The sequence below is a fragment of the Oryzicola mucosus genome (assembly GCF_014534685.1).
Classification (GTDB): domain Bacteria; phylum Pseudomonadota; class Alphaproteobacteria; order Rhizobiales; family Rhizobiaceae; genus Oryzicola; species Oryzicola mucosus.
Genome location: NZ_JACVVX010000005.1, coordinates 166,923 through 178,790, shown reverse-complemented (window position 1 = coordinate 178,790; position 11,868 = coordinate 166,923). Strand labels below are relative to the sequence as shown.

At 62.1% G+C, this 11,868-nt stretch carries 9 protein-coding genes; 3 read left to right on the top strand and 6 right to left on the bottom strand.

The features are described from left to right. Window positions 1-37: 37 nt before the first annotated feature. Window positions 38-1,462, bottom strand: a complete 1,425-nt coding sequence (gltX, locus tag ICI42_RS16685; protein WP_188165723.1) for a glutamate--tRNA ligase — start codon at window positions 1,460-1,462, stop codon at window positions 38-40. Window positions 1,463-1,586: 124 nt separating this feature from the next. Here gltX and ICI42_RS16680 point away from each other — a divergent pair, with 124 nt between their 5' ends. Then, complete coding sequence (locus tag ICI42_RS16680) at window positions 1,587-4,013, top strand: ComEC/Rec2 family competence protein (RefSeq protein WP_230980411.1); 2,427 nt, start codon at window positions 1,587-1,589, stop codon at window positions 4,011-4,013. Between the two features lie 74 nt (window positions 4,014-4,087). On the opposite strand, the gene lexA is transcribed toward ICI42_RS16680, so the two are convergent. After that, a complete protein-coding gene (gene lexA, locus ICI42_RS16675; protein ID WP_188165721.1) occupies window positions 4,088-4,813 on the bottom strand; it encodes a transcriptional repressor LexA in 726 nt (241 codons plus the stop codon). Window positions 4,814-5,067: 254 nt separating this feature from the next. On the opposite strand from lexA, the gene ICI42_RS16670 reads away from it, so the two are divergent. Further along, on the top strand, window positions 5,068-6,087 hold the full coding sequence (locus ICI42_RS16670) for a cupin domain-containing protein (RefSeq protein WP_188165720.1): 1,020 nt from the start codon (window positions 5,068-5,070) through the stop codon (window positions 6,085-6,087). Between the two features lie 189 nt (window positions 6,088-6,276). Here ICI42_RS16670 and ICI42_RS16665 read toward each other — a convergent pair whose 3' ends face one another. Then, window positions 6,277-7,650, bottom strand: a complete 1,374-nt coding sequence (locus ICI42_RS16665; protein WP_188165719.1) for an ISNCY family transposase — start codon at window positions 7,648-7,650, stop codon at window positions 6,277-6,279. A gap of 190 nt (window positions 7,651-7,840) precedes the next feature. Between ICI42_RS16665 and ICI42_RS16660 the strand changes: the two genes are divergently transcribed. Continuing rightward, window positions 7,841-8,596 carry a bestrophin-like domain gene (locus ICI42_RS16660; RefSeq protein ID WP_188165718.1) on the top strand — a complete coding sequence of 252 codons (756 nt, stop codon included), beginning with the start codon at window positions 7,841-7,843 and terminating at the stop codon, window positions 8,594-8,596. 39 nt (window positions 8,597-8,635) lie between these two features. On the opposite strand, the gene ICI42_RS16655 is transcribed toward ICI42_RS16660, so the two are convergent. From ICI42_RS16655 to metG, 3 genes are read right to left on the bottom strand one after another with little or no spacing between them, the layout of a single operon-like run. Continuing rightward, on the bottom strand, window positions 8,636-9,448 hold the full coding sequence (locus ICI42_RS16655; RefSeq protein WP_188165717.1) for an MBL fold metallo-hydrolase: 813 nt from the start codon (window positions 9,446-9,448) through the stop codon (window positions 8,636-8,638). Then, window positions 9,441-10,235 (bottom strand): TatD family hydrolase, encoded by a 795-nt coding sequence (locus ICI42_RS16650; protein ID WP_188165716.1) that lies wholly within the window; start codon window positions 10,233-10,235, stop codon window positions 9,441-9,443. The genes ICI42_RS16655 and ICI42_RS16650 overlap by 8 nt, the downstream gene beginning before the upstream one ends. 6 nt (window positions 10,236-10,241) lie before the next feature. Then, a complete protein-coding gene (metG, locus tag ICI42_RS16645) occupies window positions 10,242-11,795 on the bottom strand; it encodes a methionine--tRNA ligase (RefSeq protein WP_188165715.1) in 1,554 nt (517 codons plus the stop codon). Between the last annotated feature and the right edge of the window lie 73 nt (window positions 11,796-11,868).

Sequence of the window (11,868 nt, the reverse complement as noted above, 5' to 3'; positions counted from 1 at the left end):
GTTCATTTCAATCCGAATTTAGGAAAGTGATGCTGACCTAATCGATTTGATCGGAAATGCGCGCCAGGCTTTCCTCGCGTCCCAAAACGGCCAGCACGTCGAACACCCCGGGAGACGTGCTGCGGCCCGTCAAAGCCGCTCTCAAGGGTTGCGCGACCGCGCCCAACTTCAGATTCTGTTCTCCGGCGTAGGCCTTTACAGCCGCTTCGGTCGAAGCCGCGTCCCAGCTTTCGGAAAGCGAGGCGAGCGCCGCATGCGCGCCTTTCAGCACATCCTTCGCAGGCCCTGCGAGCAGCGCCGTCGCCTTCTCATCCAGAGGAAGCGGGCGCATCACGAACAGATAAGCAGCACTGTCGGCAAGCTCCACCAAAGTCTTGGCGCGCTCCTTCAACCCCGGCATCGCGGCCAGAAGCTTCGCACGGCCGGCCTCGTCGATCTTCTCGAGCAGTGCCTTGCCGTTTTCGATGTAGGGCAGGGTGTCGATCAGCGCTGCCACCAGCTCCGCGTCAGCCATTGCCCGCATATGCACGCCGTTGAGCGCCTCGAGTTTCTGGAAATCGAACCGGGCAGCGCCCTTGTTGACATCCTCGATCTCGAACCAGGCGATCATGTCTTCGATGCTCATGATCTCGTCGTCGCCATGGCTCCAGCCGAGACGCGCGAGATAGTTCAGCAGCGCCTTGGGCAGATAGCCCATGGCGCGATAGGCATCGACGCCGAGCGCACCGTGACGCTTGGAGAGCTTTGCGCCGTCCGCGCCATGGATCAGCGGGATATGCGCCATCACCGGTACGTCCCAACCCATCGCCCGGTAGATAACGGTCTGGCGCGCGGCATTGGTCAGGTGGTCGTCGCCGCGGATGATGTGCGTCACGCCCATGTCGTGGTCGTCGACCACCACCGCATGCATATAGGTCGGGTTGCCGTCCGACCGCAGGATGATGAAATCGTCCAGATCCTTGTTGGGAAACCGCACGTCTCCCTGCACCTTGTCGTGAACGATGGTTTCACCCTCGGTCGGCGCCTTGATGCGAATCGCACCTTTGGCGCCCGCCGGCGCCTCCGACGGGTCGCGGTCGCGCCAGCGGCCATCATAGCGCGGCGGCCGGCCCTCGGCGCGTGCCGTCGCGCGCATCTCCTCCAGCTCTGCCGGCGTCGCATAGCAGTAATAGGCCTTGCCCAGGCGAACCAGTTCCTCGGCGACCTCGCGATGGCGCGGGGCACGCTCGAACTGCGAGATCGGCTCGCCGTCGCTGGTCAGTCCAAGCCAGCTCAAGCCGTCGAGGATCGCGGCGGTCGCGGCATCGGTCGAGCGTTCGCGGTCGGTATCCTCGATGCGCAACAGCATGCTGCCGCCGGTGTGCCGGGCATACAGCCAGTTGAACAGCGCCGTACGCGCGCCACCGATGTGCAGATAGCCTGTGGGCGAGGGGGCAAAACGGGTGACGATTGTGTCGGACATTGGAAATTCCAGAGACAGGCTGTGTCGGCGCCGGGCCGAATAGGACGGAAGGCCGGGGCACATGACGTTTCGTTGGCGCTGATGTAGCATGATAGGCTCGGGGTGCAAGGGGCGGGGCAGCCACATGGCCGGCGGTGAGACGGGTGCCGCGACTGACGAAGCCGTTCTCCTGGCAGGCGAACGGGTGATGGTGTTCGAGCCTGCCCAACCCCTTCAACGCTTCACGAGAGAAGAAACCGCCCCCGACATCGGGCCGCCTCGTATCAGGCAGCTCTTCCGCAAGGCGCTGCCCGCCCGGCCGCTGACCATCGCAGCCTTGTGGGAACTGGAATTCGAGCGCGGGCTGGGATTTCTGCTCGTGCCTGTCCATCTGGCGGCCGGCGCGATCGTCTATTTCGGCATGGCAGGCGAGCCGAACGCCATGCCGATGCTGTTGCTCACCCTCGCGGCCTGCGGGGCTGTGTTCGCGACACGCAATCATCGGCGTGCGCACCTCGCCACCCTGTCGCTGTTCCTGCTCCTCGCGGGCGCTTGCCTGGCCAAGCTGGAAACGTGGCGGCTCGATACAAAAATGCTGGGCAGCACCATCTCCACCCGTCTCGAAGGTCGCGTGGCCTCGGTCGAGGAAACCGCACAAGGCCGCGTTCGCCTGACGCTCGACGTGCTTTCCACCAGCAGGCCGACGCTGCGCTATGCGCCCGAGCGTGTCCGCGTGACGGCGCGCCAAATCCCCGATGCGCTGAAGACCGGCGAAACGGTCTCAGGCATCGCCCGGCTCATGCCGCCATCCGGCCCCGTCCGTCCGGGCAGCTACGATTTTTCGTTCCAGAGCTATTTCGACGGCATCGGCGCATCGGGCTTTTTCCTCAGCGCGGTGGAGAGAACGGTATCGCAGCCAGCCGAACCGCCGACCACAGCCGAGGCAATCGGCCTTTGGCTCGGCGGTGCCCGCGAAGCTATCGCCAAGCACATCCGTAAGCGAATCGGCGGTCCGGAAGGAGCCATTGCCGCGGCGCTGATGGTCGGCACGCGCGGCGGCATCCCCGAAAACATCAACGAAGCCATGCGGCGCACCGGCATCTATCATGTCATCTCGATTTCCGGCCTGCACATGGCGCTGGTCGCCGGCACTGTGATGGGCCTGATGCGCGCCTGCCTTGCGCTGTTTCCCGCCTGGGCATCGCGGCACAACACCAAGAAATACGCCGCCGCGGTCGCACTGGTGGCGACCACCGGCTATCTCGGCATTTCCGGCGGGGAGGTCGCTGCCCAGCGCAGCTACATCATGCTGGCGGTGATGCTGATCGCGGTGCTGTGCGACCGCGCGGCATTGACGATGCGCAATCTCGCCATTTCGGCGATCGTGGTGCTCGTCCTGTCGCCGCACGAGGTCATGGGACCGAGCTTCCAGATGTCTTTTGCCGCCACAGCGGCTCTTGTCGGCGCCTATGCCTTCTGGAGCGAACGCAACCGAAAGGACGGGAAACGCCGACCAGTCCGGCAAAGCAGTGTCTACGGTTGGCTGTGGCGGCGCAGCCTCGTTGTGCTCGGTGCCCTTGCCGCGACATCGCTGATCGCCGGTCTGGCCACCGCCGTCTACGGCGTCTGGCATTTCCAGCGCGTCGCGCCGCTCAGCCTTTTTGCGAACCTGGCCATCATGCCCATCGTCTCGGTGATCGTCATGCCGTGTGCGGTGGGGGCCGCGCTTGCCATGCCGTTCGGCCTCGACGGCCCGTTCCTCTCGGTCATGGGCTACGCGCTGACCGCCGTGATTGCGATGTCGCACTGGTTCTCTGAACGATCCCCGATCGATGCCGTCGGAACCATCCCGGTCTGGTCGGCCCTGCTGATGACCGCAGCGCTCGTTGCCGCGACCATGCTGACGACGCGGTTGCGCGTGCTGGCGCTGCCATTCGCCATCGGCGGCATCGCCGTCATACCCTTTGCCACGCAGCCGCTCGCCTTGATTTCCGAGGACGCCCGTCTGGTCGCCATCCCGGCCGAAGATAAGAACGGCAACGAAGCTATCGCCGTCAACAGGCCGCGCGCCGGCAGCTTCACGGTCGACACTTGGAAATACGCCTTTGGCACGAACACCGTCCTACGGCCTGTCTCCGCCGCGTCGCTCGACGGAAATGCCCTGGAAGGGTTTTCCTGCGCCGGCGACGTCTGCGCCGTACGCTCCGGCACTTGGCAAGTCATCCATGCCGCGACCGGCGATGCGGCGAAAGCCTATTGCGGCAAGGCCGCGATCCTGATCGTGGACGACGCAACGTTCGACAGCTGTCGGAACGGCAAGACGATGGTCGTCACCAAGCGCGATCTCGCCCGCCTTGGAAGCGCTGCGATCTATCCGCCGCTGTTCGGCTGGACCGGTTCTTCCGCTGACATGCTCCGCATCGACCACGCCATTGAGCAGCCCTATCGGCCATGGCATGCCCAGCGCCTGTATTCACGCGAGGCGAGGGGCTTGCCGCCCTATGTCAGGCCGGAGCGGCGGGAAGGGCAAACCGAGAATTCGAAAGCATCCGGGGACGTTCCGTCTCCATAAGGCATCCAATGCAACGCGTGAGCTGTCCAACGTCTCCGAAGCGCGCAGACGCGCGGCTTGCACCGCGCCTGCACTCAGTATCGACGGATGAGCCCGACCAGCTTGCCCTGGACCTTGACGCGATCGGGGCCGAAGATGCGGGTCTCATAGGCCGGGTTGGCGGCCTCGAGCGCGATGGACGCGCCCTTGCGGCGAAACCGCTTCAGCGTCGCCTCTTCGTCGTCGACCAGCGCCACAACGATCTCGCCGGGGCTGCAGGTATCCGCGCTCTTGATGATGACCGTGTCGCCGTCGAATATCCCGGCCTCGATCATCGAGTCGCCCTTGACCTCGAGCGCATAGTGCTCGCCACCCATGATCATATCCGGCGGCACGGAGATAGAATGGGTCTTGTGCTGGATTGCCTCGATGGGAACGCCCGCCGCGATCCGCCCCATGACAGGGATCGACACCGCCGCGGACGCATCGTCGTCGTTCTGCGCGGCAAAGCTGCGGCTGGGCTTCTGCTCGACGGGCGCACGGCCGAGGCTGCCCTGAATGACGCTTGGCGAGAATTTCTTCGGCGCGCCAAGCCCCGGCGCGATCGACTCGGGAAGGCGCAGAACTTCCAGAGCGCGCGCGCGATTGGGAAGCCTGCGAATGAAACCGCGCTCTTCCAGCGCGGTGATCAGGCGGTGAATGCCAGATTTGGAAGCCAGGTCGAGCGCCTCCTTCATCTCGTCGAACGAGGGCGGGATGCCGCTTTCCTTCATGCGCTCATGGATGAAGAGCAAAAGCTCGTGTTGTTTGCGCGTCAGCATAACAGCCTCACCGGAATCGGAAAAACAAAACCAGAACAAACACTATCTGTTCCATGTGTGTTCCGCAACCGGTTTAAATTCCGTGAATGCGGATACTGGAAAACGCGTCGGCCTGGGATCGGAAGAGGGCACTCGAGAGGCATCCGCGGCGTTAGGACGGGTGGGCGCCTCATCTAGGCTTATAGCGGCATCGGGGTTGCGCCGACATCCTTTTTAGCCTTCCCTGCAGGCATGAGTGGCTGGAGGTCATTGTCATGACGAAGCAGCAGAAGCCGATCGCGACCGCGGATATTGCCTGGACCGAATGGTCGGACGTTCCACGCTTCGGGGTGCGCTACAAACATTTGAGCGCAGCCGCGCTTGGGGACGGCTACCGGGTCGGCGTGGCCCTTGAGGAACTGCCGCCCGGCAAGCAAAGCTCGCCGGCGCACTATCACATCTTCGAGGAAGAGCATCTTTTCATTCTCGACGGCGCACTCACCGTTCGCATCGGCGACGAGAGCTATTCGATGAAGGCGGGCGATTATGTCTGCTTCCCGGCCCGGCAGAAGGCGGGACATTGCCTGATCAACGAGGGCGAGGCCGCTTGCCGCTATGTCATCGTCGGCCAGCGCAATCCGCGTGACGTCGTAGTCTACACCGATTCCAACAAGGTTTTGGTGCGATCGCTCGGACGACGCGCCTTGTTCGATCTCGCGGCGACCCGAAGCTATTGGGAAGGCGAAGAGACGGGGTTGTCTGAGTACGCGGTTCCGGCCGACACCGAACGCTATGCTCCCGAGCCACCAGAACGACCCAAGCCGCCGATTGCCGGCGACGACGTCGAGTGGCGGGTAGAAGGTGAAGGTCCAAAATTCGGCGGACACTCCCGGCATCTGACATATGCGGCCGTCGGCAAGGACTACCACGTCGGCATCCTCATTGAAGCGCCATCGCCGGGCATGCGGCTCGCGCCCCGGCACTATCACATGCTGGAGGAAGAGCATGCGCTGATCCTCGAAGGCGAGGTGGCGCTGCTTTACGGCGACGAACGTTACGATATGAAGCCCGGCGACTATGTCTGCTTTCCCGCCGGTGAGAAGATCGGCCATTCGTTTCTCAACAGCGGCACCGGTCCATGCCGCTATCTGATGATCGGCGAGCACAACCCGAGCGAGGTTTGCGTCTATCCGGATTCCAACAAGATCATGGTCCGCGCATTGCGCAGCGAGAACGACATTTTCGACATGGCAGGTGTTCGTCGGTATTGGGATGGAGAAGGCGAGGAAAAATAGGACGCATGCAAGTCGCACTTCATCCTTGAACCCACCCTGGCTACATACATTGTGGCGTGGGAGTTGGAATGTCCGCCTGTTTGCAAAGTAGAAATGTCCGCCTGCCCCGATCTGAGCGGCTGATCCCGCTTGCAAGATCAGATCGGGGCGGGTGATTGACACCCTCTTCGGCTTTAGCTTTGAGACGCCTCACTCCGCAGCCTGCTGTCGCGACAGTGCTTTCTGCCGCCGCGCAATCACAACCGGATCGTTCGTGAAGTCTTTCCGACGACCGGGTCCACGAGCACGTTTGATGTATCCATTCTTATCGCTGTTGGTCTTCACCTCAGGCGCCGGGCGCTCGTCCTGGCGCTCCCTGATATACGCCAGGACATCACCGAGCCGCTTGTTCTCGGTGATCGCCGCATGCGTCACCCGCTGGTCCTTGTCGAATACCTGATAGGGCAGGGAATGTCCCTTCCATCGCACATCCAGCCGACCGTCCGCATAGGCATAGGTCTCGACATAGCGGCCAACCAGACCACGCGTCACCTCGGTCTCCTCCAGCATGATCCGCTTGCGTTCGAACGAAAACGTCAGCTGCGCTCCGACATAGCGCTGCTCGCGCTTGCACAGGATCTCAGTCAACCGATCCGGCGCCAAATTCAGCGGCCGGTGCAGATCGACGGGACGGGCAGGGACGATCGCAAAGCGCGCGTTGTAGTCCTCCACGAAGCCTGACAAGAACGCATTGCCCGCCTCCATGCTGTCGATGCCAGAAAGCCTGAGTTCCTTGACCAGGCGATCCTGCAACGTCCGGTTCATGCGCTCGACCCGACCCTTGGCCTGGCTCGAATTTGCACAGAGAATCTCGATGTTTAGCTCGCAAAGCGCACGCCCGAACTGGGTCACGCTCTGACCGCCTTTGGCATCCTTCTTCGCCACCCGAAACACCGAATGCCTGTCGGAATAAAAAGCGACGGGAGCACCATGCGCCTGCAGATAGAGCTTGAGCGCCTCAAAGTAGGTGAAGGCACTTTCCGAGCGCACAAAGCGCAACTGCATCAACCTGCCGGTCGCATCGTCGACAAACACCAGCAGCGAGCAAGACGGTCCGCGATCCTCGAACCAGCGATGCTCCGAGCCGTCGATCTGCACCAGTTCGCCATAGGCTTCTCGCCGCAACCGCGGCTGATGAAACGTCCGCCGCTGCTTGCGCGACAGCCAGAGGCCGGCATCAGCCATCCAGCTGCGCACCGTCTCGCGCGATACACGCAGTCCATCGCGCTCGGCCAGCTTCTCCGTCGCCAATGTCGGCCCGAAATCCGCATAGCGTTCGCGAACCAGAGTCATTGCATAATCGCGAACCCCGTCGCTGATCCGGTTGTTGGACGGCCGGCCAATCGACCTATGACGGATCGAGGCTGCGCCGCCGGTTTGTATCCTGTTCAACAACCGGCGGACTTGCCGTGTGCTGAGATCCAGCACACATGCCGCCGAGACTATTGTCATCCGACCGGCAATCACCCTCGACAAAACCTCGGTCCGCTGAAGATCGCGCTCGCTCATCGCTATCAATCCCATCTGCAATCTCCCAGGCATCGTTCAGGCCCGGGGAGTGTGACATTCCAACTTTGCAGAAACAGGACACTTTAACTTTGCGGCTACATGTTCAAATCGCATAAGATAGATTATGGAACTGACATCTCTCGTTCTGGATACCCGACCAGCAGTTTGCTAGGCTTCCTCTATATGAGAAGCGAAGGCTTGCCCTATGTATGAAGCCCTGTTCGGCATTTTGGTGTTCTGTTTGCTGGCAGCGGCGTCGCTTGGCGTGCTGTTCTACCATCGTCGCTTGCCGCAGCGTCTCTGGCAGGACGACACGGTTTCAACCGTGCGTCTGATCGCCGGCTTCTTCACTGTCATGACGTCGCTGGTGCTCGGCCTGATGATCAACTCGGCCAAGAACACCTATGAGGCCATCGACCGGAACGTCCACGACTATGCCATGCAGATCATCCTGCTCGACAGAGCCTTGCGCAACTACGGCCCGGAAACGGAGCCAGCGCGCGAACCTCTGATCACCTACGTAACCCGGATCGTGAACGATACGACGCCCGATGGCGGAGACCGGCCCATCTCCAATCGTCTGTCCGAACATCTCCTTGTCGAAATCGGCGTACAGTTGCGTGGATTGACGTCGCCGAACAATGACCAGATCGCGTTGATGCAAGACGCACGGCAGCATCTGTCGCGCGTCATCGAATTGCGCTGGACGCTGCTAGAACAGTCCGAGGGCAAGATACCATCGCCGATGATCGTCATGCTGGTGGCGTGGCTGATGCTGATTTTTGGCAGCCACGGCTTCTTGGCGCCCAGGAACGGGATCATCGTCGGCAGTTTCGTCCTGTCTGCCGTGCTCATTGCCGGAACGATCTATCTTATCCTGGATATGAATGTCCCGTTTCGCGGCGCGATCCAGGTCTCGCCAGACCCGCTTCACCGCGCCTATCAGGAGATGAAGTCATAAAATCAAACGATATCAATGATTTGAATTCGCAAGTCGAAGTCAGTTGATAGCCATTTCCAGCACCATTCCGTCATAGGCCGGTTCGACATGGGCCGGCGTCTCGCGCAGCACCGTCTCGTAGTCGAGTGGGACATGCATGTGGGTGAGCAAAGCGCGCCGGGGCTTCAGCCGTTCGATCCATTCCAGCGCCTCGGCCAGCGAGAAATGGCTGATGTGGGTGCGGTATTGCAGCGCGTCGACGATCAACACCGTCAGGCCGGTCAACCGTGCCGCCGTAGCCTCGGGAAAGTCAGAGACATCCGAGCAATAGGCGAGGTCGCCGATGCGGAAGCCGAGCGAAAGGGTCTCGCCATGCACCTGGGGCAGCGGCTGAAAGGCCAGGGGACCGCCCTCGCCTTCGATCACAACCGGCTTTTGATGATCGATCAGATGCGCGCGCAGAATCGGCGGATAGGAGCTTCCTTCCGGCGTCTCGAAGCAATAGCCGAAGCCTTCGCGCAGCCGCGTCAGCGTGGCGGCATCCGCGTATATGTCCAGCAGCCGACGCTGTTCGAGCACATAGCCGCGCAGATCGTCGATACCATGGATGTGGTCGGCATGCGGATGCGTGTAGATCACCGCGTCGAGCAGCGGAACCCGCGCCATCAGCATCTGCTCGCGAAAATCCGGGCCGGTATCGATGACCACGCGCGTCGTGGCGCCCGACGGCTTGATCCGCTCGACAAGCACCGAAGCCCGCATGCGGCGGTTCTTCGGATTGTCGGGATCGCAGGCGCCCCAATCGCCGGTGATGCGCGGCACGCCCGGCGAAGAGCCGCAGCCGAGGATGGTAAAGCGCAGCAGGTCAGCCATCGACATCCGCCGGTCGCGGCATCTTCTTAAACAGCCGGAAAACATTGTCCGTCGTGATCCTGGCGATCTCGTCGGCGCCTAAGCCGATCGTCTCGGCCAGAACCTGTGCTGTGTTGGCCACGAAAGCCGGCTCGTTGCGCTTTCCGCGATGCGGCATCGGCGCCAGATACGGCGCGTCCGTCTCGACCAGCAGACGATCCGTCGGCACGGTCTTTGCGATCCCCCGCAGTTCGGATGAGTTCTTGAAGGTCAGAATGCCCGAAAACGAGACGTAGCCGCCCAAAGCCACGCCGCGCCGCGCCAGCTCCGCGCCGGAGGAAAAGCAGTGCAGGATGAACGGGAAGGGCCCCTTCCCTGTCTCGTCCTCGAGAATATCGGCCATATCGTCGTCGGCGTTGCGGGCATGGATGACGAGCGGCAGGCCGGTGCGCCGGGCCGCCTCGATATGCGTGCGCAGGCCTTGCGCCTGCGCCTCCCTGGGGGCGTGGTCGTAGAAATAATCCAGTCCCGCCTCGCCGATCGCCACCACCTTGGGATGCTCGGCAAGGGCGACGAGCTGGTCGGCGGTGATATCGAGTTCCTCATGCGCGTTGTGCGGATGCGTACCGACTGAGCAGTAAACCTCGTCGAAGCTTTCCGCGATCTTGAGGATGTCGGGAAAGCGGCGGACGCGGGTGGAAATGGTGACCATCCTGCCCACGCCGGCTGCCACCGCACGCGCGATCACATCGGCTCGTTCAGCCTCGAAATCCGGAAAATCGAGGTGGCAATGGCTGTCGACAAGCATGCCCGGTCAGCCTTCCGCGGTGCCCTGTTCGACATAGCGCGGTAACACGCCCTGCGGCGCCGGCAACGCGGTGCCCGGAACCAAAGCCTTGCCCTCGGAAACCGCGACGAAATCCCGGTCCGATGCATCCACCGACAGCAGGTCGAGCAGCTTTTCCGCCGATCCCGGAATGAAGGGTTGGCACAACAGCGCGACGCGACGGATCACCTCCGCGGTGGTCCACAGCACGGTTTCCATGCGCGCCGGATCGGTCTTTTTCAGCGCCCAGGGCTCCTGACCGGCGAAATAGCGGTTGGCGTCGGCGACCACGGCGAAGATCGCCGCCAGCGCCACATGCAGGGCCTGTTCGCCCATGGCCTTTCGTGCCGTCGCCAGAGCCGCTTCTGCCTGGTTGAGGATCGCCGTATCGGCTTCGCTCAGTGCGCCGCGTGTCGGCACCACTCCGCCGCAGTTCTTGGCGATCATCGACAGCGAGCGCTGCGCAAGATTGCCGAGATCGTTGGCAAGATCGGCATTGGTGCGATTGACGATAGCCTCGTGGCTGTAGCTGCCATCCTGTCCGAACGGCACTTCGCGCAGGAAGAAATAGCGCACCTGGTCGAGCCCATAGTGTTCGATCATGGTGAAGGGATCGACCACATTGCCGACCGACTTCGACATCTTCTCCCCGCGGTTGAACAGGAAGCCGTGACTGAAGACGCGCTTGGGCAGCGGGATGCCGGCAGACATCAGGAAGGCCGGCCAGTACACCGCGTGAAAGCGCGTAATGTCCTTGCCGATGATATGCGCGTCTGCCGGCCAATAGGACCAACGTTCAGCAGTTTCATCGGGATAGCCGCAAGCGGTGATGTAGTTTGTCAGCGCGTCGACCCAAACATACATGACGTGTTTTTCGTCTCCGGGCACCGGAATGCCCCAGTCGAAGGTCGTGCGCGAGATGGACAGGTCCTTGAGGCCTGATTTGACGAAGCTCATCACCTCGTTGCGGCGCTCGCTCGGGCCGACGAAATCCGGCTGGCTTTCGTAGAGCGCAAGCAGCTTGTCGCCATAGGCGGACAAGCGGAAGAAGTAGCTCTCTTCCTCGACCCACTCCACCGGCGTTCCCTGCGGACCGTAACGCACATTATCTGGGCGAACCTCGGTCTCTTCCTCGCCGTAATAGGCTTCGTCGCGAACCGAATACCAACCCGCATAGCCACCCTTGTAGATGTCGCCATTGGCGGCCATGGCCTTCCAGATGGCCTGGCTGCTGGTCTTGTGGCGCTCTTCCGTGGTGCGGATGAAATCGTCGTTCGAAGCGTTCAGCGCCTCCGCCATCCGCTTGAATTCAGCCGAGTTTCTGTCAGCCAGCTCGCGCGGCGAAACGCCTTCCTTGCGCGCCGTCTGCAGCATCTTGATGCCGTGCTCGTCGGTGCCGGTGAGGAAAAACACGTCCTTGCCGTCGAGCCGCTGGAAACGTGCCAGCGCATCGGTGGCGATGAGCTCGTAGGCATGGCCGATATGCGGCTTGCCGTTCGGATAGGAAATGGCTGTGGTGATATAGAATTTTTCGCGGGACATGAGAGCCGTCTTTTGACTGAAGTATGGCGGTCAGATAGCGCATCGCAGCAGCGATTGCTACCTCACCGGAGAC